The organism is Streptomyces griseoloalbus, assembly GCA_014650015.1.
In the GTDB taxonomy this organism is placed as follows: domain Bacteria; phylum Actinomycetota; class Actinomycetes; order Streptomycetales; family Streptomycetaceae; genus Streptomyces; species Streptomyces griseoloalbus.
The window spans coordinates 231,375-256,104 of sequence record BMUD01000007.1 but is presented as its reverse complement, the minus strand read 5'-3'; the positions used below and the strand labels follow the sequence as shown (position 1 = coordinate 256,104).

Annotated in this window: 24 protein-coding genes and 1 pseudogene; 6 read left to right on the top strand and 19 right to left on the bottom strand. The window is 72.5% G+C overall.

Going from position 1 to position 24,730, the window contains the following annotated elements; translation table 11 throughout:
* Window positions 1–167 precede the first annotated feature (167 nt).
* Complete coding sequence (locus tag IE178_RS13660) at window positions 168–473, top strand: hypothetical protein (protein WP_193512440.1); 306 nt, start codon at window positions 168–170, stop codon at window positions 471–473.
* Between the two features lie 22 nt (window positions 474–495).
* Window positions 496–1,719 carry a VanZ family protein gene (locus IE178_RS13655; RefSeq protein ID WP_193512439.1) on the top strand — a complete coding sequence of 408 codons (1,224 nt, stop codon included), beginning with the start codon at window positions 496–498 and terminating at the stop codon, window positions 1,717–1,719.
* Here IE178_RS13655 and IE178_RS36935 read toward each other — a convergent pair.
* Window positions 1,669–2,432 (bottom strand): annotated as a pseudogene (locus IE178_RS36935) (IS481 family transposase); the annotation flags it as partial. The gene IE178_RS13655 and the pseudogene IE178_RS36935 sit on opposite strands and share 51 nt — an antisense overlap.
* A gap of 331 nt (window positions 2,433–2,763) precedes the next feature.
* A complete protein-coding gene (locus IE178_RS13640; protein ID WP_184764922.1) occupies window positions 2,764–4,047 on the bottom strand; it encodes an adenylosuccinate synthase in 1,284 nt (427 codons plus the stop codon).
* Between the two features lie 194 nt (window positions 4,048–4,241).
* On the opposite strand from IE178_RS13640, the gene IE178_RS13635 reads away from it, so the two are divergent.
* Window positions 4,242–5,096, top strand: a complete 855-nt coding sequence (locus IE178_RS13635; RefSeq protein ID WP_318280024.1) for a diacylglycerol kinase family protein — start codon at window positions 4,242–4,244, stop codon at window positions 5,094–5,096.
* A 169-nt stretch (window positions 5,097–5,265) separates the two neighbouring features.
* On the opposite strand, the gene IE178_RS13630 is transcribed toward IE178_RS13635, so the two are convergent.
* A complete protein-coding gene (locus IE178_RS13630; RefSeq protein WP_193512437.1) occupies window positions 5,266–5,763 on the bottom strand; it encodes a GbsR/MarR family transcriptional regulator in 498 nt (165 codons plus the stop codon).
* Window positions 5,764–5,867: 104 nt separating this feature from the next.
* Between IE178_RS13630 and IE178_RS13625 the strand changes: the two genes are divergently transcribed.
* Together IE178_RS13625 and IE178_RS13620 are read left to right on the top strand one after the other, a co-directional pair.
* On the top strand, window positions 5,868–6,779 hold the full coding sequence (locus tag IE178_RS13625; protein ID WP_193512436.1) for an ABC transporter ATP-binding protein: 912 nt from the start codon (window positions 5,868–5,870) through the stop codon (window positions 6,777–6,779).
* Window positions 6,776–8,380 carry an ABC transporter permease gene (locus IE178_RS13620; protein WP_193512435.1) on the top strand — a complete coding sequence of 535 codons (1,605 nt, stop codon included), beginning with the start codon at window positions 6,776–6,778 and terminating at the stop codon, window positions 8,378–8,380. Before IE178_RS13625 ends, IE178_RS13620 begins: the two co-directional genes overlap by 4 nt.
* Window positions 8,381–8,456: 76 nt before the next feature.
* On the opposite strand, the gene IE178_RS13615 is transcribed toward IE178_RS13620, so the two are convergent.
* The 16 genes from IE178_RS13615 to IE178_RS36930 all read right to left on the bottom strand — a co-directional run bounded on the left by IE178_RS13615 (window position 8,457) and on the right by IE178_RS36930 (window position 24,416).
* A complete protein-coding gene (locus IE178_RS13615; protein ID WP_193512434.1) occupies window positions 8,457–9,680 on the bottom strand; it encodes a cytochrome P450 in 1,224 nt (407 codons plus the stop codon).
* A gap of 39 nt (window positions 9,681–9,719) precedes the next feature.
* On the bottom strand, window positions 9,720–10,385 hold the full coding sequence (locus IE178_RS13610) for a response regulator (RefSeq protein WP_184764916.1): 666 nt from the start codon (window positions 10,383–10,385) through the stop codon (window positions 9,720–9,722).
* Window positions 10,382–11,743: a sensor histidine kinase gene (locus IE178_RS13605; RefSeq protein ID WP_438874374.1), complete on the bottom strand. Its 1,362-nt coding sequence runs from the start codon at window positions 11,741–11,743 to the stop codon at window positions 10,382–10,384. Before IE178_RS13605 ends, IE178_RS13610 begins: the two co-directional genes overlap by 4 nt.
* Window positions 11,744–11,843: 100 nt before the next feature.
* A complete protein-coding gene (locus tag IE178_RS13600) occupies window positions 11,844–12,506 on the bottom strand; it encodes a response regulator (protein WP_184764914.1) in 663 nt (220 codons plus the stop codon).
* Window positions 12,503–13,852 (bottom strand): sensor histidine kinase, encoded by a 1,350-nt coding sequence (locus tag IE178_RS13595; RefSeq protein WP_193512432.1) that lies wholly within the window; start codon window positions 13,850–13,852, stop codon window positions 12,503–12,505. The genes IE178_RS13600 and IE178_RS13595 overlap by 4 nt, the downstream gene beginning before the upstream one ends.
* On the bottom strand, window positions 13,845–15,038 hold the full coding sequence (locus IE178_RS13590) for an acyltransferase family protein (RefSeq protein ID WP_193512431.1): 1,194 nt from the start codon (window positions 15,036–15,038) through the stop codon (window positions 13,845–13,847). Before IE178_RS13590 ends, IE178_RS13595 begins: the two co-directional genes overlap by 8 nt.
* A complete protein-coding gene (locus IE178_RS13585) occupies window positions 15,035–16,057 on the bottom strand; it encodes an alpha/beta hydrolase (protein ID WP_193512430.1) in 1,023 nt (340 codons plus the stop codon). The genes IE178_RS13590 and IE178_RS13585 overlap by 4 nt, the downstream gene beginning before the upstream one ends.
* 151 nt (window positions 16,058–16,208) lie before the next feature.
* Window positions 16,209–17,084, bottom strand: a complete 876-nt coding sequence (locus IE178_RS13580; protein ID WP_184764910.1) for an alpha/beta hydrolase — start codon at window positions 17,082–17,084, stop codon at window positions 16,209–16,211.
* A 167-nt stretch (window positions 17,085–17,251) separates the two neighbouring features.
* Entirely contained in the window at window positions 17,252–18,457 is a 1,206-nt protein-coding gene (gene kynU, locus IE178_RS13575) for a kynureninase (RefSeq protein ID WP_193512429.1), read from the bottom strand.
* Window positions 18,450–19,280, bottom strand: a complete 831-nt coding sequence (locus IE178_RS13570) for a tryptophan 2,3-dioxygenase family protein (protein WP_184766162.1) — start codon at window positions 19,278–19,280, stop codon at window positions 18,450–18,452. The genes kynU and IE178_RS13570 overlap by 8 nt, the downstream gene beginning before the upstream one ends.
* Window positions 19,281–19,429: 149 nt before the next feature.
* Window positions 19,430–19,843, bottom strand: coding sequence for a DUF3151 domain-containing protein (locus tag IE178_RS13565; RefSeq protein WP_184766163.1), 414 nt, complete (start codon window positions 19,841–19,843; stop codon window positions 19,430–19,432).
* 17 nt (window positions 19,844–19,860) lie between these two features.
* Window positions 19,861–21,378, bottom strand: a complete 1,518-nt coding sequence (locus IE178_RS13560) for an MFS transporter (protein ID WP_193512428.1) — start codon at window positions 21,376–21,378, stop codon at window positions 19,861–19,863.
* A 62-nt stretch (window positions 21,379–21,440) separates the two neighbouring features.
* Complete coding sequence (gene fbaA / locus IE178_RS13555; protein ID WP_193512427.1) at window positions 21,441–22,472, bottom strand: class II fructose-bisphosphate aldolase; 1,032 nt, start codon at window positions 22,470–22,472, stop codon at window positions 21,441–21,443.
* 179 nt (window positions 22,473–22,651) lie between these two features.
* Window positions 22,652–23,224, bottom strand: a complete 573-nt coding sequence (gene pyrE, locus IE178_RS13550; protein ID WP_229876291.1) for an orotate phosphoribosyltransferase — start codon at window positions 23,222–23,224, stop codon at window positions 22,652–22,654.
* 10 nt (window positions 23,225–23,234) lie between these two features.
* Entirely contained in the window at window positions 23,235–24,026 is a 792-nt protein-coding gene (locus tag IE178_RS13545; RefSeq protein ID WP_184766166.1) for an aldose epimerase family protein, read from the bottom strand.
* Between the two features lie 90 nt (window positions 24,027–24,116).
* Window positions 24,117–24,416 (bottom strand): hypothetical protein, encoded by a 300-nt coding sequence (locus IE178_RS36930; RefSeq protein ID WP_438874373.1) that lies wholly within the window; start codon window positions 24,414–24,416, stop codon window positions 24,117–24,119.
* Window positions 24,417–24,438: 22 nt separating this feature from the next.
* Between IE178_RS36930 and IE178_RS36925 the strand changes: the two genes are divergently transcribed.
* Window positions 24,439–24,730 (top strand): hypothetical protein (locus tag IE178_RS36925; RefSeq protein ID WP_438874372.1); only part of this gene is annotated, 292 nt, incomplete at its 3' end.

The window sequence follows — 24,730 nt, the reverse complement described above, 5'->3', positions numbered from 1 at the left end:
ACCGAATCTCAGCATATGCCCGTTATGGGGAGCGCCTCCCCCGCCCGGTACGTGAAACGTCCCGGCGACCACGAGGGTCACCGGGACGCGACGCGCACCACTCGGTCCGCGGGGCCTACAGGAACGAGTTGATCTCGATCTCGTGGGCTGCCAGCACCGAAACGGAGATGAGCAACGGGACTTTGTACTACGAAGCCCTCGACGGCTCCGAGGTGACCGGAAACTCCACCCTTTTCTACGGCGCCACCAAGTACAAGAAGACTGGAGGCAGCAAGGTAACCGTTCAGCTCGGCCAGGAGACGGTTGAGGGATCCTGGTACAGCGGCAACAAGTCGGTCTCTGCCGGGCAGACCGTCTCCCACTCCTTCGGCGGTCAGAGCAAGGCAAAGTACGCCTATAACTGCAAGGCCACCGGCAAGATGAAGGCCAGCAACGGGGGCCCCTGGTACACCCCGACCGTGCACTTCTGCTGATTCGACCGAGAAAGATCCAACGGTGATCGAGGCATCCATCAAGGCCGTCCCGGACTTGATCCCCTGGTTTCTCCTCCTGGCTACGCTGCTCGGCGGTGGCATGCTCCTCGCAGCGCGGCTGGCTGGAAAACCAGCCGGTTGGCCTCTGTCACTGGGAGTCTTCACCGCTGCCGCCATCGCGGTCACCCTGCTCCCCTCTGGTGGGGGAGCAGGGGTCAGCGGCTTCTGTGACACCGGCTCACTCCTGCCCGCCCTGACCTCGGTGAGCGCATGGCTCAACGTCCTGCTTTTCGCCCCTCTCGGATACTGCGCGACAAAGACCTTCAACCGGCCGGCCACTATCGCGATCCTCCTTGGGCTGGCCTCGGCCGGCGTGGAGTTGATCCAGGCGGAAGGCGACTTCGGCCGCTCGTGCAGCGTCACGGATCTTGCCGCCAACTCCTTGGGCGCCCTACTGGGTGTCGTCCTGGCGTGGCGACGCCCTCGCTTCAAGGACAGCCTCTGGGCAGCCGGCACTGCCCTCGCCGGTGGAGCCCTTGTCACCGCGGCCTTTGCCTACGGCATCACACCGGATGACGCGGTGGCACCGCAGCAACGCGCCGAGCGCCATGCGAAGGCGATGGAAGGCTCAGACGCATGGATTGCCCACGTGCTCGAAGAGATTTTCCCGGGCTCCGAAATTCAGCAGCAAAAAGAAGAGCGGTACACAGACACACAGGTCAAGGTAACGGTCACCACCGACAAGGGCCACCTCATCGCAACTTGGCCGAACAAACAGCTTCTGCAAGCCTGGTCCTCCCAGATGCATTCGGAACCCGGTGGGCTGACTCAAAAAGAAATCCGCAAAAAGGGCGAGGCCTTCGCGCAGCACTGGTTTCCCGCATCACTCAAGGGAAGCGACGTGTCCCTGGACATCATCGGAGACGAGGAACCGCTGTACCAATTGACCTTTCGGCGGTATCGCGACGGCCTGATGATGCCCATGCGCCTGGACATCAGCGTGACAGGAGCCGGCAGAGTCATGGGATTCACCCACCGTCCCGTCTCCGATCCGGTAATGCCTGCACCAGAAGTAACCGAGGAGGAGGCCCGCGCCATTGTTCGCGATGCACATGGAGAGGAAAGCGCCGCCGTGCTTCTGGCACAGCAGGTGAAAGGTAGCTGGACTCCTGTATGGATGGTCGGAACAAAGAACTCAGACGTGTTCGTCGATGCGGTCACCGGGAAAGTGGTCACAGTCGACTGATCGTTGCCACGGGGACAGGTTGGTGACGCGGCTGGCGGGTGGTTTGCCGTCGATGCCGGTGTGGGGTCGGTGGTAGTTGTACCAGTCCAGCCAGTAGGGAAACGCGGCCCGGCGTTCGGTGTCTGAGGTATAGGGCCGCTGGTAGGCCCACTCCTCGAGCAGGGTGCGGTGGAAGCGTTCGACCTTGCCGATTGTCTGCGGCCGCCAGGGCCTCGTCCAGCCGGGGGCTGATGCCCAGCTCGCGGCAGGTGTCACGCCAGGTGTTCTTGGTGTGAGCCCAGGCGTTGTCGGTCAGGACCCGCTCAACGATGACGCCCTGCTGGGCGAACCAGGCAGTTGCTTGTAGCAGGAAGGCCGCGCAGGTGGCGGCCTTCTCCTCGGAGGTCCTCGGTGTAGGCGAGGCGGGTGTGGTCGTCCAGGGCGGTGTGCAGGTAGGCGTATCCCGCGCCGTTGCGGCGGTCCCTGTTCGGGCTGCCGGCCGCCCGGCCGAGGACTCTGTGGCCGCCGCCGTCGGGGATACGGCCGAGCTTCTTGACGTCGATGTGGACCAGTTCGCCGGCCCGGGAGCTTTCGTGGCGTCGCACAGGTGCACCGGTGGCCCGGTCGCAGACTGCCGGAGTGGGCAGGTGGTGCCGGACGAGGATGCGGTGGACGGTGGAAGCGGCGATGCCGCAACGAGCAGCCAGCCGCACCGGTCCGATGCGGTACTCGTCCCACCAACGCGGCCCGCGCTCCCGGGCCACGTCGGCAAGCGCGTCGATGTACGCGGCGTCCGGGCAACGGTAGTTGGCGGCCCACACGCGGACCCGGCCACTGCTCACTCCAGAGCGGGACGGCCAGCGCCTCCCCGTCCACCGCCGCCGACTGCAGGCAGTTTGCCGCCTGCTCGGAGTACGACGCCTGGTGCCACGGAATATCCGTCACCTCAGCAGCATCCCGCCTCTTTCATGACGGGTGCAGGGAGGATCCTCCCCGAGCGGGACGGCCGGCCCAGGTCACCGCACCGGCCGTCCCATCTGATCTCTGGCTCCCCGGAGGGAGAACTCAGAGGAACGAGTTGATCTCGATCGTCTCGTCGCGGCCCGGGCCCACGCCGATCGCGGAGATCGGGGCGCCGGACATCTCCTCCAGCGCCTTGACGTAGCTCTGGGCGTTCTTCGGCAGGTCGGAGAACGACTTCGCCTTCGAGATGTCCTCGGACCAGCCGGGCAGCATCTCGTAGACGGGCTTCGCGTGGTGGAAGTCCGTCTGCGAGTACGGCAGCTCCTCGACGCGCTTGCCGTCGATCTCGTACGCCACGCAGACCGGGATCTGCTCCCACCCGGTGAGGACGTCGAGCTTGGTGAGGAAGAAGTCGGTCAGGCCGTTGACGCGGGTGGCGTAGCGGGCGATCACCGCGTCGAACCAGCCGCAGCGGCGGTCGCGACCGGTGGTGACACCCCGCTCGCCGCCGATGCGGCGCAGCGCCTCGCCGTCCTCGTCGAACAGCTCGGTCGGGAACGGGCCGGCGCCGACGCGGGTCGTGTACGCCTTGAGGATGCCGATGACGCGGCTGATCTTCGTCGGGCCCACGCCGGCACCGGTGCAGGCGCCGCCCGCGGTCGGGTTCGACGAGGTGACGAAGGGGTACGTGCCGTGGTCGATGTCGAGCAGCGTGCCCTGGCCGCCCTCGAAGAGGACCACCTTGTCCTGCTCCAGCGCCTGGTTCAGCACCAGCACCGTGTCGGAGACGTACGGCGCGAGCTTGTCCGCGTAGCCGAGCAGCTCCTCGACGACCTGCTCCACGGCGATCGCGCGCCGGTTGTAGAGCTTGGTGAGCATCTGGTTCTTGACGTCGAGCGCCGCTTCGACCTTCTGGGTCAGGATCGACTCGTCGTACAGGTCCTGGACGCGGATGCCGACACGGTTGATCTTGTCGGCGTAGGTCGGGCCGATGCCCCGGCCCGTGGTGCCGATCTTCCGCTTGCCGAGGAAGCGCTCGGTCACCTTGTCCACCGTCACGTTGAACGGCGTGATGATGTGAGCGTTTCCGCTGATCAGGAGCTTGGACGTGTCGACGCCGCGCTCGTTCAGACCGCTCAGCTCGGAGAGCAGGACCGACGGGTCGACGACGACACCGTTGCCGATGACCGGCGTGCAGCCGGGAGACAGGATTCCGGAAGGGAGCAGGTGCAGGGCGTACTTCTGGTCGCCCACGACTACCGTGTGGCCGGCGTTGTTGCCGCCCTGGTAGCGCACCACATAGTCGACGGAACCACCGAGCAGGTCCGTCGCCTTTCCCTTGCCTTCGTCACCCCACTGAGCACCGAGCAGCACAAGTGCGGGCACGCGCGTACACCCCTTCCGGGCGGGGCATGTCCAAGGTCAGGGGCGCACACGGAGGATCTCCGCCGCGTGCACCGCGACCGTCGTTGGCCGCCAACCGTCGGACCGGATGCCCCGGAATAGACGAAGCCCCTGGCGCAATAGCGCAAGGGGCTCTTGCACACCGATGCTACCCGAGGAAGCGAGGCAGGGCCGAGGTGGCGACTTCCGCGACGTCCGATCAGCTCCTGGTGGTCATCGATCCGGTCGCCCGTCGGACGGACGGCGAGTCCGTCCGCATCGCGAAAGACGTGCTCGGCGCCGGTGCGGCGGGTACGAAGGTGTGCCTGCCGGACGGTCCCGAGGAGTTCGCCCGGGCGCTGGTGCGGCGCGGGTCGCGACGGCCGGTGGTGATCGGCGACGACCGGGCCCTGGTGCGGGCGGTGGGGCTGCTGCACCGGCAGCGGGAACTGGCCGACTGCGCGCTGTCGCTGGTGCCGGTGGGGTCCGCGCTGTCGCTCGCCCGGTCGCTGGGGGTGCCGACGGGGGCGGTGGCCGCGGCGCGGGCCGTGCTGGACGGGACCGAGCGGTGGATGGACCTGCTGGTGGACGACAGCGACGGGGTGGTCCTCGGCACCCTGCGGATCCCGCCGGTCGGGGGCGTGACGCCGTTGCGGGAGGTGGCGGCCGACGGGGCGGGGCATCCGTGGCTGCGGACGTGCCGGTCATTCGTGCGGACCCTGGTGCCGGCGCGGCCGTCCGGAATCGTGTCCGCGCCCGAGGCGGGACCGGCACGGCTGCGGGTGGAGGTCGACGGGAAGACGCTCGTCGACCTGGGGCAGCCGGTGGAGGGCGTCTCGGTCGTGCCCGGTGTCTCCGGGGCGGCCCGGGTGGAGGTACGACCGGCGTCGGTCGGCGCGGAGGCGTCCCCGCTGTCGGCCGAAGGCCGCACGGTGACCGTGTCGGGCGCGCACTTCCGCTACCGGGCGGACGCGGTCGTCTCGGGGCCGGTGCGGACGCGGACGTGGGTGGTGCGGGAGGCGGCCTGGGGCCTCGTCCTGCCGGCGAGGTAGCGGACGCGCCGGGTCAGGGGGCCTCGAACCCGGCCGTGTCCGGCAGGCAGTCGAACGGCGCGGGAATCGGCGGCTTCTCGCCGCATCATGCGCCCTCCCCTCAACGCGGACCAGTCACCACTTGAGTACCCGATCAGTCACGCGGGAGTGCCCGCTCCCCGGTCGCCCTTCACCCGCGCCCGAACCGCTGCTCCCGATGCGCCCGCCAGCGTTCCATCATCGCCGCGACCTCCTGGTCGACGAACTCGAAGAAGGCCAGGGTCTCCTCCAGCCGGCGGCCCGCCGGGGTGTCGGCGCCCAGGCTGGTCACGCCCTCCCGGAGGGCGTCCTCCCAGCGCTTGAGGATGGCCTCGCGGTTGGTGAGCGCCTCGTACCACTGGTCGCCGTGGACCCGGTACCGCTCGCGGCGCGATCCGGGCTCCCGTTCCCGCGACACCATGCGGACCTGGGCCAGATAGCGCACCGCACCGGAGACCGCGGCCGGTGAGATCTTGAGCTGTTCACCCAGCTCGGCGGAGGTCAGCACCCCCTTGTCGGAGGCGAGCAGGGCCGCGAAGACCCGGGCGGGCATCCGCTGCAGCCCGGCCTCCACCAGCTGGGCCGCGAAGTGCTCCACGAACCGCGAGACCGCCTCCGGGTCCCGGGCCGTCCCGCTCGGTTCCGCCATGATCCGATCATCTCCCCTGCTCACACACCATGGATCAGTCTAGCCAGCCTTTTATACGCTTCCTTAACTTCACAAATTTCTGAAAGGAGCGTACGTTCCGAAGCATGACCCAGGCCATCACCGTGTCCGGACTCCACAAGTCCTTCGGCCGGACCCACGCACTGGACGGGCTCGACCTGAGCGTCGGGTCCGGCGAGGTTCACGGATTCCTCGGGCCCAACGGCTCCGGGAAGTCCACCACCATCCGCGTCCTGCTCGGCCTGCTGCGCGCCGACTCCGGCGCCGCGCGGGTGCTCGGCAGCGACCCCTGGACCGACGCCGTGGAGATCCACCGCCGTATCGCCTACGTCCCCGGTGACGTGACGCTGTGGCGCAACCTCTCCGGGGGCGAGGTCATCGACCTGTACGGGAGGCTCCGGGGCGGCCTGGACGCTGCCCGCCGCGCCGAGCTGATCGAGCGGTTCGAGCTGGACCCGACGAAGAAGGGCCGCACCTACTCCAAGGGCAACCGGCAGAAGGTGGCCCTGGTGGCCGCGTTCGCCTCCGACGTCGACCTGCTGATCCTGGACGAGCCGACGTCCGGCCTGGACCCCCTGATGGAAGCGGTCTTCCGGCGCTGTGTCGCCGAGGAGAAGGAGCGCGGCCGGACGGTGCTGCTGTCCTCGCACATCCTCAGCGAGGTGGAGGAGCTGTGCGACAGGGTCAGCATCATCCGCAAGGGGCGCACCGTGGAGAGCGGTTCGCTCGCCGAGCTGCGGCATCTGACCCGGACGAGCGTGAGCGCCGAGCTCGCCGGTCCGCCGAACGGGCTCACCGGGCTGCCCGGCGTGCACGACCTCGACGTGCGGGGGCGCAGGGTGCGGCTCCAGGTGGACACCGACAAGCTGGACGCGGTGCTGCGTTCGCTGAGCGAGTCGGGCGTGCGGTCGCTGGCGTCCACCCCGCCGACGCTGGAGGAGCTGTTCCTGCGGCACTACCAGGACGAGGCCGCCGAGAGCGGGGTGACCGGCCGATGAGCGCCGCCACCTTCGCCGTACGGCCCGCGAGCTCACGCCAACTCGCGGGCACCGGGATCCTGTTGCGCTTCGCGCTGCGCCGGGACCGGGTGATGATCCCGGTCTGGGTCGCGGTGAACGCGCTGATGGTGCTGTCCATGCCGAACACGCTCAAGGGGCTGTACGGCACTCCCGCCGAGCGCGCCGACCTGGTCGGCCGGATGGCCACCAACTCCTCCCTGCGCGCGATGGTCGGCCCGGTCCTCGGCGACTCCCTCGGCGCGCTGACCGCCTGGCGGGTCGGGGTGTACGCGGGGGCGCTGGCCGCCGTCACCGGGCTGCTCGTCGTCGTACGGCACACCCGGGACGAGGAGGAGAGCGGCCGTCAGGAACTGGTGGCGTCCGGGGCGGTCGGGCGCAGGGCCTCTCTGACGGCGGCGCTGCTCGCGGCGGCCGTCGCCAACGGGGTGCTGGCGCTGCTGGTGACGGCCGGACTGGCCGGGCAGGGCGCGGCGGGCGCGCTCGCGTTCGGACTCGGCATCGCGGGCGTGGGCATGGTGTTCGCGACGATGGCGGCGATCGTGGCCCAGCTGACGGAGAGCGCCCGGCTCGCGCGGGGGCTGACGGCGGCGGTGCTCGGGGCGGCGTTCGTGCTGCGGGCGGCGGGCGACTCCGCGACGGACGACGGCTCGTCTCCGCTGACCTGGGCGTCGCCGATCGGCTGGCTGGAGAACCTGCGGGCGTTCGCCGGTGAACGGTGGTGGGTGCTCGGGCTGTTCGCGGGCGCGGTGCTCGCCCAGGGCGCGGTGGCGTACGCGCTCGCCGGGCGCCGGGACCTCGGCATGAGCTTCCTGCCGAGCCGGCCCGGACCGGCCGCCGGACGGCTGGGCGGTGCGGGAGCCCTGGCCTGGCGGTTGCAGCGGGGCGGTGTACTCGGCTGGAGCACCGGGTTCCTGCTCGCCGGGCTGGTGTACGGCGGGATGGCGGACGGCGCGGCCGATCTGGTCGGCGCCAACGAGAGCGCCCGGGAGATCTTCCAGCGGATGGGCGGACAGTCCGGGCTGACGGACGCGTTCCTCGCGGCGATGGTCGGCATGCTCGGGCTGGTGGCCGCCCTGTACATCGTGGCGTCGGTGCTGCGGCTGCACGGCGAGGAGACCTCGGGCCGGGCCGAACCCGTCCTCGCGGGACCGGTCGGACGGCTGCGGTGGGCCGCCGGGCATCTGGCGGTGGCGTTCGGCGGGTCGGTGCTGCTGATGCTGCTCGCCGGGGTGGGCCTGGCCCTCGGCCACGGCGAGCAGGCGGGCCCGATCCTGGGAGCGTGTCTGGTGCAGCTTCCGGCGGTGTGGGTGATCGGCGGGCTGGCGGTCCTGCTGTACGGGGTGGCGCCCCGGGCGGCGACGGCGGCGTGGGGGGTGGCCGGCGCGGCGCTGCTGATCGGCTGGGTCGGTCCGGCGCTGGACGTGCCGCCGGCGGTGCTGGACCTGTCGCCCTTCGGTCATCTGCCGAAGCTTCCGGGCGGCGGCATGGAGTGGCCCCCGGTGTTGATCCTCACGGCTCTCGCGGCGGCTCTGGTCGCGGCGGGACTGGCCGGTCTGCGGCGCAGGGACATGACGACCTGACGGGGCTGGTCCGTCACTCCACGGCACTGACGGACCGGCCACCCGATGACCGCGCCGTGATCGCCGTTGTCAGCGGTCACCCCAGTTCCACGGCCAGCCCCTCCAGCCCCCGGATGACGAAGTTCGGCTTCCTCTTCGGCTCCTCGGCCAGGCGCAGGGTCGGGGCCCGCTCCAGCAGCGCCGCCATCGACGCGGCCAGTTCGATACGGGCCAGTGGCGCGCCGATGCAGTAGTGGATGCCGGCGCTGAAGGAGATGTGCGGGTTGTCGGCGCGGCTCAGGTCCAGGCGGGCCGGGTCGGCGAAGACCGCCGGGTCGTGGTTGGCGGAGCCGAAGAGCATCGCGATCTCCGCGCCCCTCGGGATCACCGTGCCGTCGATCTCGATCTCGTCCAGCACCCAGCGCTCGAAGAGCTGGAGCGGGGTGTCGTAGCGCATCAGCTCCTCGATCGCCGTGGGGATCAGGGAGTGGTCGGCGCGCAGGGCCGCCAGCTGGCCGGGGTTGCGGAACAGGGCCCACCAGCCGTTGACCGTGGAGTTCACGGTCGCCTCGTGGCCCGCGTTCAGCAGCAGCACGCAGGTGGAGATCATCTCCTGCTCGGTGAGCCGGTCGTCGTCCTCGTCGTGGGCGGCGATCAGGCCCGAGATCAGGTCGTCGCCCGGGTTCTCGCGGCGCTCGGCGATCAGGTCGCGCAGATAGTCCGAGAACTCCACCGACGCCCTGACGGCCTTCGCCGCCGTCGCCTCCGACGGGTTCAGCTCGTACATTCCGCAGATGTCCGCCGACCAGGGGCGCAGCGGGGCCCGGTCGGACTCCGGGATGCCCAGCATCTCGGCGATCACCGCGACCGGCAGCGGCTCGGCGACGTCCTTCAGCAGATCACCGCCGCCCGCCTCCACCAGCGCGGTGACCAGATCGTCCGCGAGGTTCCGGACGTACGGCCTCAGCCGTTCCACCGTGCGCGGGGTGAACGCCTTCGACACCAGGCGCCGGATGCGGGTGTGGTCCGGCGGCTCCAGGTCGAGCATGCCGTGGTCGTTGAGGGTGTGGAACGGCTCGTGCTCCGGGGGCGGGGCGGTGCGCCCGAACTCCTCGTGGGTGAAGCGGTGCAGATACGTCCGTCCCAGGCGCCGGTCGCGCAGCAGCGCCGAGACGTCCGCGTGGTGCGCGACCAGCCACTGGTTCGTCGGCTCGAAGTACCGCACCCGGCCCCGTTCCCGCAGCTCGGCGTAGGCGGGGTAGGGGTCGGCGACGAACGCGGGGTCCCACGGGTCGAACGCGAGGTCGGTAGGGGCTGCCATGACCGGACGGTAGCCCGGCACCCGGTCCACTGACCAGGGTCAGCCCGGCGTCACCAGCCGCGCCTCGTACGCGAAGACCGCCGCCTGGGTGCGGTCCCGCAGGCCCAGCTTCACCAGGATGCGGCTCACATGCGTCTTGATCGTCGACTCGGCGACCACCAGCCGCCCGGCGATCTCCGCGTTCGACAGGCCCTGCGCGATCAGCACCAGCACCTCCGTCTCCCGCTCGGTCAGCTCGCCGTACGCGGCCTGCGCGGACGGCATCAGGCGCGGCGCCTCGGACAGCTTGGAGAACTCGGTGATCAGGCGCCTGGTCACCGAGGGGGCGAGCAGCGCCTCCCCGGACGCGACGACCCGCACCCCGTCGGCGAGCTGACGGGCCGAGGCGTCCTTGAGGAGAAAGCCGGAGGCGCCCGCGCGCAGCGCCTGGTACACGTACTCGTCGAGGTCGAAGGTGGTCAGCACCAGCACCTTCGTCGCGCCGTCGGCGGCGACGACCTCCCGCGTCGCCTCGATGCCGTTCAGCTCGGGCATGCGGATGTCCATCAGGACGACGTCGGGGGCGAGGTCACGGACCCGGTCCACCGCCTCCCGGCCGTTGACGGCCTCGCCGACGACCTCGATGTCGGGCATGGCGTTCAGCAGGACCGAGAAGCCCTCGCGCACCATCATCTGGTCGTCCGCGATCAGGACCCGAATGGTCATGCGTCACCTTCGTTCGCCGCGGCGACCGGCAGGAACACCGCGATCTCGTAGCCGCCGTCGTCGGTCGGGCCGGCCGTCATCTCACCGTTCAGCATGGTGACCCGCTCGCGCATGCCGGTGATGCCGTGACCGGCACCGGGCGAGGGTTTCACCAGGCTCGGCTCGGGGGCCGGTCCGTTCACTACGCGCACGCCGAGGCCGCCGAGGACGTACCCGATCTCGACGCGGGCGTTCGCGCCGGGCGCGTGCCGCAGGCTGTTGCTCAGCGCCTCCTGCACGATCCGGTACGCCGACAGCTCCACACCCTGCGGCAGCTCCCGCACCGCGCCGGTCACCACCTTCTCCACCTCGAGACCGGCGTCCCGCACGTTGACGAGCAGGGCGTCCAGGTCGGCGAGGGTGGGCTGCGGGGCGTCCGGGGCCTCGTAGTCCTCGGCGCGGACCACGCCGAGGATCCGGCGCAGCTCGGTGAGGGCGGCCACCGCGTTCTCCCGGATGGTGACGAAGGCACGCTCCAGCTCGGGCGGCGGGTTCTCCACCCGGTAGGGAGCGGCCTCGGCCTGGATGGCGACCACCGACATGTGGTGGGCGACCACGTCGTGCAGCTCGCGGGCGATGGTGGTGCGCTCCTCCAGCTGGGTGCGCCGGGAGCGTTCGTGCGCGGTGACCGTCTGCTGGGCGGTCACCTCCTGCTCGGCGGTGCGGCGGATGTGCCAGACGGAGACCACGAGCAGGGCGATGGCCGAGGTCACCAGCATGGGAGCGCTGTTCGTGTAGTAGTACGGGCCGCCGAACACGACGTCCGCGAGGAAGGCGTACACGGCGGTCAGGAACCACATCCAGGCGGCGGTACGGGGCCGGGTGCGGATCGCCACGACGGTCAGCACCGCCAGATGGCAGGTGAACGCGCCGGGCATCCACGGCCAGTCGCCCCAGCCGCCGTTGAGCACGGCGGTCACGGGAGTCACCGCCAGCGACAGCCAGAACGCGCCGACCGGCCGGACCAGGGTGGCGAGCACCGGGAGCGCGCACAGCAGGCCGGTCAGCAGGGCCGACATGTCCCCGCCGGCGCTGTCACCGCTCAGCGCGCCGGCCGACAGGGCGATCAGCGCGATGGCTCCCACCACCGCGTGCGGGAGGTGTTCCGCGGCCGACCGCAGCCGGGCGGGAAGCCTGCGGACGACCGGGCCGTCCGTGCGCCGGCGTGGCAGCGGCCGGTAGACGAAGGCGTCCTCGAAGAGGTCCTGGCGCAGTCCGCGCAGGGCGTTCTGGGCCAGCCGGTACTCCGGGCTGCGGGAGGTCTTGGCCCCGGCGCCGGACGGCGGGGCCGGCGGCTGCGGGTGAGTCGTCTCGGTCACGCTCACACGGTAGGCCGACCGGGTGGTGGCGGTCGTCCCCGCTGAGACGGGTTCCGGGGCGTCCGTCTCAGGTACTACGCAGGCCACACCGGACGACCTCTCAGTACCCGGAGGGACGTATCAGTCCCGACTCGTACGCGAACACCGCCGCCTGGGTGCGGTCCCGCAGACCGAGTTTCACCAGGATGCGGCCGACGTGCGTCTTCACGGTCTGCTCGGCCACCACCAGCCGTACGGCGATCTCCGCGTTCGACAGGCCCTGGGCGATCAGTGCCAGCACCTCCGTCTCGCGCTCGGTGAGGCCGCCGACGCGTTCCCTGAGCGGGGGGCGGGGCCGGGCGTCCAGCCGGGAGAACTCGGCGATCAGCCGCCGCGTGATGCCGGGCGCGAGCAGGGCGTCCCCGGCCGCCACCACCCGTACCGCCTCGGCGAGCTGGTCGGCGGAGGCGTCCTTCAGCAGGAAGCCGGACGCCCCGGCCCGCAGCGCCTCGTACACGTACTCGTCGAGGTCGAAGGTGGTCAGCACCAGCACCTTGATGTGCGGGGTGGCGGTGGTGATGCGGCCGGTGGCCTCGATACCGCCGAGTTCGGGCATGCGGATGTCCATCAGGACGACGTCCGGGGCGAGTTCGGCGACCTGCGCGACCGCGTCCAGTCCGTCCACCGCCTGACCGACGACCTCGATGTCGGGCTGTGTGTTGAGCAGCACGGTGAAGCCCTGCCGGACCATCTGCTGGTCGTCGGCGACGAGTACGCGGATCATGGGGTGCCGTCCTGGGGGTCGGGGGCGGGGTCGGTTGCCGGACCGGTGGGCGAGGCGGCCGGGAGGTAGGCGTCGACCCGGTAGCCGTCGCCGGACCGGGGGCCGGCCGTCAGGGTGCCGCCGAGCATCACCGCCCGTTCCCGCATGCCGAGCAGCCCGTGCCCGGCGCCGGGGGACGCGGGGGCCCGGCGGGTCGGCCCGGTGTCGACGACCTCCACCCGCAGCCCCAGGGGATCGTAGGTGAGGGCGACACGGGCGGTGGCGCCGGGCGCGTGCCGCAGGACGTTGCTCAGCGCCTCCTGCACGATCCGGTACGCCGACAGCTCCACGCCGGGCGGCAGCGGGCGCCGCTCCCCGGTGATCTCGGTGGTCACGCCCAGTCCGGCGGCCCTGGTGTTCTCCACCAGCGCCTCCAGCCGGTCCAGGGTGGGCTGCGGGGCGTGCGGGGCGGCGGCGCCGTCGGGGGGTTCCCCGGCGGCGGGGTGTTCGGCGCGCAGCACGTCCAGCACGCGGCGCAGCTCGGTCAGCGCCTCGACCGCGTTCTGCCGGATACCGGCGAGGTTCTCCTTCAGTTCCTCGGGTGGGTCCTGGACCAGGTGCGGGGCGACCTGCGCCTGGATGGAGATCACCGACATGTGGTGGGCCACCACGTCGTGCAACTCCCGTGCGATCCGGCCGCGTTCCTCCAGGATGGTGCGCCGGGCCCGCTCCTCGGCGGTGAGCGTGGTCTGCTGCTCCAGCTCGGCGCGTGCCTCACGGCGGCCGCGCAGGGCGGTGCCGAGGACCACGACGACCGCGAACAGGATGACGGCGAGCTGACCGGTCGGCTGGTAGTTCACCGCGCCCACCGGGCCCTGCACGACGTAGGTGGCGAGCGCGGTCAGTGCCAGCGCCTCCACGGACACCCGGGTACGGACCCGCAGCGCGAGCAGCAGCAGGACGAACAGGTGCGCGATGATCCCGGCGGCCGTCCAGGGCCAGGTGAACGTGTCGCCGCCCGCGACCATCACCGCCCGCACGGCGAACGCGCCCACCAGTACGGCGACCATCGACAGCCACCACGCCGCGATCGGACGCCACAGCGCGAACACCATCGCACCGGCGTGGACCAGGGCGATCAGAAAGGCGAACCCGGGGTCGACCCCGCCGTTGTCGTTGAGCTGGGCCGCGTCACCGAGCAGCACGCCGAGGGCGGCCAGACAGACGATCCCGTGCGGGAACCAGCGCAGCCACACCGACGGCGGCAGCGGGTCCGCCCGCCAGGTCCACAGGTCGTCCCGCAGCACTCCGAGCCACCGCCGGACCGGTTCCGCCCCCTTGTCCACCACGCGGTGCAGCCTAGACATGCCGCACTCCCTTCGTCGCTCCCCGGTCCGGCGGACGGTGGGCGGCGACGACCCGGGACCGCCCGCGCCGCCCGCCTCCCCGTTCCCAGGACCGGAACGCCGCCCAGCACACCGCGAGGGCGAGGACGAGCACCGGCAGCCAGGCGATCCGTGCGGCGACCCAGCCGAGGCCGTCGGGGACGGTGTGCAGGCCGGGCAGGCGGCCGGCGAGCAGACCGATGGCGGTGGTCGCCATGAGAGCCGTCTGGTGCCAGAGGAAGATCGTCATCGCGGAGAGGTTGACCAGCGCGACCGCCGCCCACGCGAGGGGCCCGCGCATCGCGCCGCGCAGCCGCTCCCGCAGCAGCAGCGCGAGCCCGCACTGGGCGAGGCCGAAGGTGACGGCGGCCAGCGTCGGCGGGTCGAGGTTGGAGACCCCGGCGCCCGGGACGCCGACCATCGACGCCGGGTAGCCGCCCCAGGCGACGAGCGCGGCCGTGGCCGCCGTACCGGAGAGCAGCAGGATCCAGCCGGACCTGCGGCGTTCCAGCTCGCCGCGCGTCCACGCCGCACCGAGGGCGTACGGCACCAGCCAGCCGGCCGCCACATTCAGCCAGCCGAGGGCGTCAGGGGCGCCGAGGCCGAAGCGGAGCAGGTCGAGGTGGAGGACGACGGCGAGCGGCCACAGCGGGTGGAGCCGGGCCAGCAGCGGGGTCGCGGCGGTGAGGACCGCGAAGACCAGCAGGAACCACAGCGGTGACAGGGCGAGCTTCACCAGGGTGCGGGTGGTCGTGAACTCGGCCCCGGACAGCAGCAGCGCGACGGTGACGACCGTCCACAGGGTGAGGAGGGCGGCGACCGGGGTGAACAGCCGGGCCAGCCGGTCCCGCAGCCAGCGGTGGTACGGGAGGCCACGGGCCCGGGCCGAGGCGTGGGAGCGGGTCGCCACATGGCCGCCGACCAGGAAGAACACGGCGAGGGTCTGGAACGCCCAGGAGACGGGGGCCAGCCACGGCATGTGCTGGAGCGGGCTGGCGGTGTGCAGGGCGCGTCCGTCCGCGACCAGGGCGGTCACCAGCCAGTGGCCGAGGACGACACCGAGGATGGCGCCGGCGCGCAGGGCGTCCACGGCACGGTCTCGCCGGTCGGGGGTGGCCGCGTCGACGCGCGCGGCGGTGTCGCGTATGGCGGCCGGCAGGCGGCTCATGAGGTCACCGCCCGGGTCTCGCCGAGGACGATCCGGGTCAGGTTGGTCAGGGACGGGGAACCAGGAGCGAAGTAGTCGCTGTGGCCGCCGTCGCCGGCCGCGAAGACGCGGGCGCCGAACGCCGGGGAGAGGGGGTCGGTGCCGAAGCCGACGGTGGTGCCGAAGAGGCCGGCGCTGAGGTGGGGAACGTTCCCGACCCAGTCGTCGGCGCCCCGGGCGGCCCAGATCCTGGCCCGGGTGCGCAGGTCGGCGGCGGTGTCGGCACCGGTGCCGGGGCTGCCGACGAGGGCGATGTCGTCGACGTCGAGACCGTCGGCGGCCCGGGCGCAGACGACGGAACCGTAGGAGTGGCACAGGAGCGAGATACCGGGCCGCTGTCCGACGACGGCGCGCAGATCGCCGACCACGTCGCGCAGCGCGGGTGCGGCTTCCTCCGCCCGGCCGGTGGTGGCGACGGTGGTGCTGACGGTGCCGGGGGTCTCGTAGCCGAGCCAGGCCACGACCGCCGTGCGGGTGCCCGCCGGGGCCTCGTGGGTCAGCCGCTCGTGCAGGGCGAGGGCGGCGGCGCGGAACCGGCCGTAGGTGTCGAGGCCGGTGTCGGAGCCGGGGACGAGGACGGCGATCCGGTCGGCGTGCGCCAGATCGCCGAGCACCTCGGTGGCCCGCCCGGCGCCACGGCCGTCGAAGGCCAGCAGCTGCCGGGCGGGGTCGGCCAGGCCACGGTCCGCCGCGGCCCGCCCCCGGTCGCCGTGCTCGGCGGCCATACGGGCGGCCTGCCCGGCGTTGGCCCGGTTGGCCGCGTAGGTCGCACCGAGGGTCGCCGCGGCCGGCGGTGCGAGTACGGCGGGCGACGGCGCGGGAACCCGGGGCCGGGCCGCCCCGGCCAGCGGCACGGCCACCGCGCAGGCGACGCACAGCGCGAGCACCCCACGCCGCCACCGCCGCCCACGGGCCCGCCCCGGACGCTCGCCGGTGTCGGTGTGTTCGCTCGGTGTTACCGATCCGCGCTGCCGCCCCATGGTGGTCGTCCCTCCCCGTCCGCCCGGCTTTCGGGCTCTCGGACAGGGAAGTTACGGAGCGGCGTGCGTAACCCGCGTCCCGCCGGGGGACTCACCCGCGGGGTAGCTCTCAGGTATGAGGGGTATGACCGGGCCGCCGCCCGGCGGGAGTTCACCAGGCGAGCTGGGCGATCTCCTCCGCGACCACCGCGCACGCGTCCGCCGCCGGGTCGATCAGCGGGTAGTGGCCGACGTCCTCCAGCAGGGTCAGCCCCACCACCTCGCCGGCCTTCGCCGCCGCGTCCGCGTACGACTCGGCGACCGCCTGCGGGACGTCGAGGTCGGTGCGGCCCTGGACCAGGGTGGTGGCGATACCGGTGGGCAGCAGCAGCGCGGGGTCGGCGTAGGGCAGGCGCTCCGCGACGTGGTCATCGCCGCCGAGGAGTTGGCGGGCCGCGCCGCCGCACACGTCCAGCTTGACGGCGACCGCGAGATCCGCGATCGGGGCGAGGGCGACCACACCGCGCAGCGGCACGGGCCCGTCGGTGCGCCAGGGCGCGTCGGCGGGGAGGAGATGCCGGGCGGCGGCCCACAGCGCGAGATGTCCGCCGGCCGAGTGGCCGGTGACGACCACGCGGCGCGGGTCGGCCTGCGGGAGGTGTTCCCGGACCAGCGCGGGCAGGGCGTCCAGCGCGGCGGCGACGTCGTCGAAGGTCTCGGGCCACCGCCCGGCGAGCGGATCGCCGCCGCCCCGCCCCGCACCGCGCCGGTACTCGACACTGGCCACCGCGAAGCCCCGGCCGGCCAGGAACGCGGCGAACGGGCTGATGTGGCGCCGGCCGTAGGGGGCTCGCCAGGCGCCGCCGTGCAGGACGACGACCACGGGCGCCGGTCCGCCGGGCCCGCCCTCCCCGCGCGGCGCGTAGAAGTCGATCAGCTGGTCCGGGTCGTCGCCGTAGGCCGCGGTGGTGTCGGGGTCGACGGCCGGGTGGGAGAAGGCGGACTCCTCCTCGGCGGCGGCCCGGGCGGCTGCGACGTCGTCCGTCATGCTCAACCTCTCAGCGATGAAACGTTTTTGGCGGACCCGAGAAGGATTCGGCCGTTGGCCGGGACGGTATCAGCACGGTGACATGCGCGGACATGCGGATGTCACGCACGGTGAACCTCCTGGAGGGCGGTGGGAGGGCCGTCGCCCTCCCACCGCCACCCGCCCGCTCAGGCCCCGCTCTCCGCCAGCACCTCACCCAGCACCCGAGCCGCCCGCTCCACGTCACCGAAGCCGACGTACAGCGGTGTGAAGCCGAAGCGCAGCACGTCCGGATGACGGAAGTCCCCGACGACACCGCGCCCGATCAGCCGCTCCATCACCGTCCCGGCATCCGGGCAGCGCAGCGCGACCTGGCTGCCCCGCTCCCCGTGCGCCCGCGGGGTCAGGCACGCGACCCGGCCCGCGGGGACGTACTCCTCGACGCACTCCAGGAAGAAGTCCGTCAGCGCGAGGGACTTGGCCCGGACCGCGTCGACGGTGACGCCGTCCCACACCTCCAGCGCCGCCTCCAGGGCGAGCATGGAGAGGATGTCCGGGGTGCCGACCCGCCCGCGCACGGCGCCCGCCGCCGGCTCGTACGCGGGACGCATGCCGAAGGGCTCCGCATGGGAGTTCCAGCCCGGCAGCGGCGAGTCGAAGCGGTCCTGCAGATCCGCGCGGACATGGAGGAACGCCGGTGAACCCGGGCCGCCGTTCAGGTACTTGTAGGTGCAGCCGACCGCCAGGTCCACGCCGTGCTCGTCCAGCCCCACCGGCAGCGCGCCCGCGCTGTGGCACAGGTCCCAGACGACGAGCGCGCCCACCGCGTGCACGGCGGCCGTGAGCGACGGCAGGTCGTGCAGCCGTCCGGTGCGGTAGTCGACGTGGTTGAGCAGCACCGCGGCCGTACGGTCGCCGAGCACGCCCGGGACCCCGGACGGCGCGACGGGACGCAGCGCACAGCCCGTCATCCGCGCGGCGGACTCGGCGATGTACCCGTCGGTGGGGAACGTGGTCGCGTCGACCACGATCTCGTCCCGGTCCGGATCGGCGAGCCGCGCCAGCCGCACCGCGCCCACCAGCGCCTTGAACACGTTGACGCTGGTCGAGTCGCCGACCACGATCTGCCCGGCCGCCGCACCGACCAGCGGCGCGATCCGGTCGCCGATCCGCTCCGGCGCCGTCCACCAGCCGCCCTCCGTCCAGGACCGGATGCGCAGCTCGCCCCACTGCCGGCGCACCACGTCCTCGACCCGGCCGGGAACGGCGGCCGGCAGCGCGCCCAGCGAGTTGCCGTCGAGATACACCGCCTCGTCCAGCACGAACTGCGCGCGCCTGGCGGCCAGTTCGTCGGCCCCGTCCAGCTTCTCCGCCTTGGCGACGAGTTCAGACATGGGACCGCGCCGTCCACAGCTCGGGGAACACGCTCTTCTGCGCCCGCTTCTCCAGCCAGGCCACCCCGGCGGAGCCGCCCGTGCCGGTCTTGGCGCCCATCGCGCGGCGGGTGGCGACCAGGTGGTCGTTGCGCCAGCGCCACACCAGCTCGGCGACGTCGGTCAGCGCCTCGCCGAGCCGGGCGACCTCGCCGCGCTCGTCACCCGAGTAGACGGCCGTCCAGACCGTCTCCACCTCCGGCGACGGCTCGTACCGCCGCGACACGTCGCGCCGCAGCACGTCGTCCGGGATCGCGTGCCCGCGCCGCGCGAGGAACCGCAGCACCTCGTCGTACAGGCTCGGCTCGTGCAGCGCCTTCTCCAGCTCGGCGTGCACCCGCGGCGCGCCCCGGTGCGGGACCAGCATGGACGCGGACTTGTCGCCGAGCAGGAACTCCATCCGCCGGTACATCGCCGACTGGAAACCGGACCCCTCGCCGAGGGCACCGCGGTAGGAGTTGAACTGCGCCGGGGTCAGAGCGCTCAGCGGCCTCCAGGAGGCGTTCAGCGCCTCCAGCTCCCGCACGGACCGCTTCAGCGCGTCGACCGCGGTCGGTACGTCGTCCTTGCGCAGCGCCTTCGCCGCGGTCTCCCATTCGTGGACGACGACGGTGAACCACAGCTCCATCACCTGGGTGGTGACCAGGAAGACCATCTCGCCGGGATCGTCGGAGAGGGTGTGCTGGAGGTGGGTGAGGACATCGGCCTTGACGTAGTCCTCGTAAGGGGTCGTGCCCTGGAAGTCGAGATGCGGGGTCTCGGGCTCGTGAGCCTCGTGGGACATCGCTGTCTCCTGCTGTGTACTCCGGGTAGCGGTCCGCCCCTGCCGTTACCGGCACGGGGGCCCCGGTCCCCACGGTGCATCCTGCGCAATCGTCCCCCACCGCCGCAAGGCCCGCCTGGTCACAGGCGGGCCCCGGAACGGGAAACGGCTCAGCCGAGGACCTGGGCCGCCGTCGGCGAGGAGTCCTTCAGGAACTGGGAGCAGCGCTCGTACTCCTCCTGCTCGCCGATCGTCCGCGCGGCGCGGGCGAGGGCGTGCAGGGCGCGCAGGAAGCCGCGGTTCGGCTCGTGCTCCCACGGCACCGGGCCGTGGCCCTTCCAGCCGTTGCGGCGCAGCGCGTCCAGACCGCGGTGGTAGCCCGTCCGGGCGTACGCGTACGACTCCACGACGCTGCCCCGCTCGTACGCCTCGTCGGCCAGCCGGGCCCAGGCCAGTGAGGAGGTCGGGTGCTGCGCGGCGACGTCGGAGGGCGTGGTGCCCGAGGCGAGCAGCTCGCGCGGCCCGGGGTCGTCGGGGAGGTGGGTCGGGGGCGGTCCCCCGAGGAGGTTCTCGTGAATGGACATGGGTCCAGTCTCGTACATCAGCGTGGTTCGGCGCCGGGAGGCCACGGAGTCTCCGTCCCCGGCCCCTTCCCGCGCTCCCCCCGCGGTTCCGTCTCCGCCTCCAGCGGTGGCACGGCCACGCTCCCGTGCGTATGGCACTCCGGGTGCCGGCAGTCCGGTGCGGGACGGCGTACGGTCGCCCAGGCGATGGCCGCTCCCACCACCAGGACGCCCGCGCACAGTGTCATCGCCCGCCGGAACGCGTCGTCGAAGGCGTCCGGCAGCCGGTACGCCTCCGGCCCCATCCCGGCGAGCAGCGGCAGCGCGGCCACCGCCACCAGGCCGGCCGCCCGGGCGGCCGCGTTGTTGATGCCGCTGGCCAGGCCCGCCCGCGCGGTGTCCACGGAGGCGAGGACGGTCGCGGTCAGCGGCGCCACCAGGGTGACCATGCCGAAGCCGAGCACGATCAGCGCGGGCAGCACCTCGGTGGCGTACGAGGCGCCCGGCCCGACCCGCAGCATGAGCAGCATCCCGGCGGCGCACAGCAGCGGTCCGACGGTGAGCGGGATGCGCGGGCCGATCCGGTCGCCGAGCTCGCCGGAGCGGGCGGAGAGCAGCAGCATCAGCGCGGTCGTGGGCAGCAGGGCCGTGCCGGCGGCGAGCGCGGACCAGCCGACGACGACCTGGAGCTGGAGCGCGGCGAGGAAGAAGAAGCCGCCGAACGCCGCGTACACGCACAGCGTGACCACGTTGACGGCCGTGAACTGGCGGGAGGCGAAGATGTCCAGCGGCATCATCGGGCCGGGGCGGCGCTTCTCCACGAGGACGAAGGCGACGGCGGCGGCCAGCCCGGCGACCGCGGCCACCGCGACGACCAGGGAGCCCTCACCGGCCTCGATCAGCGCGTACGTCACCAGCGCGAGGGCGACCGCGCCGAGCGCGGCACCGAGGACGTCGAACCGGCCCTCGGCCCTTTCGCCCACCGACTCCGGTACGTGGCGCACGGCGACGGGCGCGCACAGCAGGGCGAGCGGCACGTTGAGCAGGAACACCCAGCGCCAGCCGGGGCCGTCCACCAGCCAGCCGCCGACGAACGGGCCGACCGCCGCGCCGATCCCGCCGAAGCCGGACCACAGGCCGACCGCGCGGCCCCGGTCGTCGGGGTGGACGGAGGCCTGGATGAGGGCGAGCGAGCCGGGGGTGAGCAGGGCGCCGCCGACGCCCTGGAGCGCCCGGGACGCGATGAGGACGCCGGCGTTCGGGGCGAGGCCGCACAGCAGGGAGGCCGCGGCGAACCACAGCACCCCGACGACGAACACCTTCCGCCGCCCGAACCGGTCGCCCAGCGCCCCGCCGAGCAGGATGAGCCCGGCCAGCGTGACCATGTAGGCGTTGACGGTCCACTGCAGGGCGGCGAGGTCGGCGTCGAGATCGCGGCCGATGCGCGGGAGGGCGACGTTGACCACGGTGGAGTCGAGCAGCGCCATGCTCGAGCCGAGCACCGTGGTGAGCAGGATCCACTTGCCCTGCGGGGAGGACAGCCGGACATCGGGCATGGGGCGAGCATACGGAAGAGCCCGGCACCGCGGGCGGTACCGGGCTCCCGTGCTGCGGGCGGTTACTTGATCCGGGTGCCCGTCGAGCGCAGGTTCCGGCAGGCCTCCAGGACGCGGGCCGACATCGACGCCTCGGCCAGCTTGCCCCAGGTGCGCGGGTCGTAGGTCTTCTTGTCGCCGACCTCGCCGTCGACCTTCAGCACGCCGTCGTAGTTGCGGAACATGTGGTCGGCCACCGGACGCGTGAAGGCGTACTGGGTGTCGGTGTCGATGTTCATCTTCACGACGCCGTTCTCCAGCGCGGTGAGGATCTCCTCCGGGGAGGAGCCCGAGCCGCCGTGGAAGACGAAGTCGAACGGCTGGGAGCCGGCCGGCTTGCCGTACTTGGCGGCGACGCCCTCGTTGAGCTCCTTCAGCAGCTCGGGACGGAGCACGACGTTGCCCGGCTTGTACACGCCGTGCACGTTGCCGAAGGACGCGGCCAGCAGGTAGCGGCCCTTGTCGCCGAGGCCCAGGGCCTCCGCGGTGCGGACGGCGTCGTCGACCGTGGTGTAGAGGGAGTCGTTGATCTCGTGCGAGACGCCGTCCTCCTCGCCGCCGGTCGGGGTGATCTCGACCTCGAGGATGATCTTCGCGGCGCGGGCGCGCTCGAGGAGTTCCTGCGCGATGGACAGGTTGTCGGCGAGGGTCTCCGCGGAGCCGTCCCACATGTGGGACTGGAACAGCGGGTTGCGGCCGGCCTTGACGCGCTCCTCGGAGACCCCGAGCAGCGGACGCACGTACCCGTCGAGCTTGTCCTTCGGGCAGTGGTCGGTGTGCAGGGCGATGTTGACGTCGTACTTCTCGGCGACGATGTGCGCGAACTCGGCCAGGGCGACCGCGCCGGTCACCATGTCCTTGCTGTGCTGGCCGCCCAGGAACTCGGCGCCGCCCGTCGAGATCTGGACGATGCCGTCGCTCTCCGCCTCGGCGAAGCCGCGCAGTGCCGCGTGCAGGGTCTGGGACGAGGTGACGTTGATGGCCGGGTAGGCGAACTTCCCCGCCTTCGCCCGGTCCAGCATCTCGTTGTAGACCTCGGGAGTTGCGATGGGCATCTGTCCGCTCCTTATGCGTGCGGGTTGGCGTGCTGCGTACGGTCGGCCCTGACCTGGAACCTTGGATGCGACGTCATTGTCGGGCCCATCTTCCCAGACTTGTCCGGCTGGTCGACCGCGCAGCTCAAGTCGTTATGCCGGGTGATGCGGGACCGACGCGGCGCCGGACGCGCCGGACGTCAGTCGAGGCCGAGTTCGTCCTTGGAGTAGGCGAAGAGGTACGGCACCCCGGCGCCCTCGCGGATCTTCTCGTCGGCGCCGGTGGCCCGGTCGACGATGGTCGCCACGGCGACGACCTCGGCACCGGCCTCGCGCACGGCCTCGACGGCGGTGAGCGGGGAACCGCCGGTGGTGGAGGTGTCCTCGACGACGAGGACCCGGCGGCCCTCGATGCCGGGGCCCTCGACGCGCCGCTGGAGCCCGTGCGCCTTGGCGGCCTTGCGGACGACGAAGGCGTCGAGCCTGCGGCCGCGCGCGGCGGCGGCGTGCAGCATGGCGGCGGCGACCGGGTCGGCGCCCATGGTCAGGCCGCCGACCGCGTCGAACTCCAGCCCGTCGGTCAGGTCGAGCAGCACCTGGCCGACCAGCGGGGCGGCCTCGCCGTCGAGGGTGATGCGGCGCAGGTCGACGTAGTAGTCGGCCTCCAGACCGGAGGAGAGGGTCACCTTGCCGTGCACCACGGCCTTGTCCTTGATCTGCTGCAGCAGCGCGCCCCGTGTGCCTGGCGGCATTACTGCGTTGACGTCACTCATGGCAGCCAGCTTAGAGGCGGGTCCAGGTCCAGGTCGTCGAGGCCTCCAGCGGCTCCAGGGGGGTGACCAGGCGCGGGTGGCTGTTCAGGCCGTCGGGCGGGCCGGTCTGCGGTTCGACGCACACGGCCTCGCGCTGCTCGTCGTAGACCACGACCCACTCCTCGCGGCTGGTCACCTTCAGCTCCAGCCGTCCCGGCCAGGTGAGGGTGACGTCGACGCCGTCGGGCATGCCGAAGCAGTCGTCCCAGGGCCCGGGCTTGGGGTCGATCCGGTGGCCGGTGGGGAGGTGGTCCTCGCCGCGCTCCTCCTGCCAGGCCGGCGCGAAGTCGATCCGCACGTCCTCGCCGTCGCCGAGGGAGCGGTTGAACCAGGGGTGCCAGCCGATCTGCGCGGGGAAGGACGACTCGTACGTCTCCACGCTCATCGTCAGCGTCAGGGAGTTCTCGGTCAGCGCGATCTGCTGCGTGACGCGCCCGGGGTACGGCCACGGCTCGACGAGGTCGTACGTGAGCACGGCCTCGTCGGTGCTCGTGCGGGCGGTGCGCCAGGCGGCGTCGCGGGCGGTGCCGTGGATGGCGTGCGGCGGGGCGTTGAGCGGCATCTGCTGGACGGCGGCACCGTCCCGGAACCGGCCCTCACGGATCCGTCCGCACCAGGGCACCATCGGGAAGCACCCGAACCGGTCCCCCTGCCGCAGCAGCTCGACGCCCCCGACCCGCAGCCCTCCGACCCGCCCACCGTTGCCCGGCAGCACGGTCACCTCCGCGTCACCCGCGGTCAGCGTGATGTCTCCGTTACTCACGCCACGACCCTACTGGTGTGATCAAGAGGGCGTCGCCACGACGGGACGGCGGGACGGCGGGACGGCGGGCCCGGACCGTGGTGGTGAGGATCAGTGGCGTCTGCGGAGGGCCCTGATGGCGACCACGGCGGAGGCGACCGCCAGGGCCGCTGCCGGGGCGGCCCAGCGCAGGGGCGTGGGGGACACGACGGTCTGCGGGGCGGGGACGGGGGCGTACCGGCCGCGCGGCGGCGCGTGGTCCACCTCCTCGGCGCTGCGGCCGATCATCGTGCGCCGGGCATGGGCCGCCTCGGCGACGGAGTCGTCCTCGTCCTCGTCCCGCGCGTCGGGGTCGAGGGACGGAGCGGGGACCTCGGCGTCGAAGACGGACGGACCCTCCGCGTCCGGCACGGGCTCCGACGCGGGCGGTGGCGTGCTGTCCGCGTCCGGCGCGGGCTCCGACGCGGGCGGTGGCGTGCTGTCCGCGTCCGGCGCGGGCTCGGGGGCGGGCGGTGGCGTGTCGTCCCCGTCCGGCGCGGGCTCCGACGCGGACGGTGGCGTGTCATCCCCGTCCGGCGCGGGCCCCGACGCGGACGGTGGCGTGTCATCCCCGTCCGGCGCGGGCCCCGACGCGGACGGTGGCGTGTCATCCCCGTCCGGCGCGGGCCCCGACGCGGACGGTGGCGTGTCATCCCCGTCCGGCGCGGGCCCCGACGCGGACGGTG

Coding starts and splice junctions, on each gene's coding strand:
- IE178_RS13660 (WP_193512440.1), top strand. CDS start 168: ATGAGCAACGGGACTTTGTACTACGAAGCCCTCGACGGCTCCGAGGTG.
- IE178_RS13630 (WP_193512437.1), bottom strand. CDS start 5,763: ATGGCGGAACCGAGCGGGACGGCCCGGGACCCGGAGGCGGTCTCGCGG.
- IE178_RS13625 (WP_193512436.1), top strand. CDS start 5,868: ATGACCCAGGCCATCACCGTGTCCGGACTCCACAAGTCCTTCGGCCGG.
- IE178_RS13620 (WP_193512435.1), top strand. CDS start 6,776: ATGAGCGCCGCCACCTTCGCCGTACGGCCCGCGAGCTCACGCCAACTC.
- IE178_RS13615 (WP_193512434.1), bottom strand. CDS start 9,680: ATGGCAGCCCCTACCGACCTCGCGTTCGACCCGTGGGACCCCGCGTTC.
- IE178_RS13610 (WP_184764916.1), bottom strand. CDS start 10,385: ATGACCATTCGGGTCCTGATCGCGGACGACCAGATGATGGTGCGCGAG.
- IE178_RS13600 (WP_184764914.1), bottom strand. CDS start 12,506: ATGATCCGCGTACTCGTCGCCGACGACCAGCAGATGGTCCGGCAGGGC.
- IE178_RS13595 (WP_193512432.1), bottom strand. CDS start 13,852: ATGTCTAGGCTGCACCGCGTGGTGGACAAGGGGGCGGAACCGGTCCGG.
- IE178_RS13590 (WP_193512431.1), bottom strand. CDS start 15,038: ATGAGCCGCCTGCCGGCCGCCATACGCGACACCGCCGCGCGCGTCGAC.
- IE178_RS13585 (WP_193512430.1), bottom strand. CDS start 16,057: ATGGGGCGGCAGCGCGGATCGGTAACACCGAGCGAACACACCGACACC.
- IE178_RS13580 (WP_184764910.1), bottom strand. CDS start 17,084: ATGACGGACGACGTCGCAGCCGCCCGGGCCGCCGCCGAGGAGGAGTCC.
- kynU (WP_193512429.1), bottom strand. CDS start 18,457: ATGTCTGAACTCGTCGCCAAGGCGGAGAAGCTGGACGGGGCCGACGAA.
- IE178_RS13570 (WP_184766162.1), bottom strand. CDS start 19,280: ATGTCCCACGAGGCTCACGAGCCCGAGACCCCGCATCTCGACTTCCAG.
- IE178_RS13565 (WP_184766163.1), bottom strand. CDS start 19,843: ATGTCCATTCACGAGAACCTCCTCGGGGGACCGCCCCCGACCCACCTC.
- IE178_RS13560 (WP_193512428.1), bottom strand. CDS start 21,378: ATGCCCGATGTCCGGCTGTCCTCCCCGCAGGGCAAGTGGATCCTGCTC.
- fbaA (WP_193512427.1), bottom strand. CDS start 22,472: ATGCCCATCGCAACTCCCGAGGTCTACAACGAGATGCTGGACCGGGCG.
- pyrE (WP_229876291.1), bottom strand. CDS start 23,224: ATGAGTGACGTCAACGCAGTAATGCCGCCAGGCACACGGGGCGCGCTG.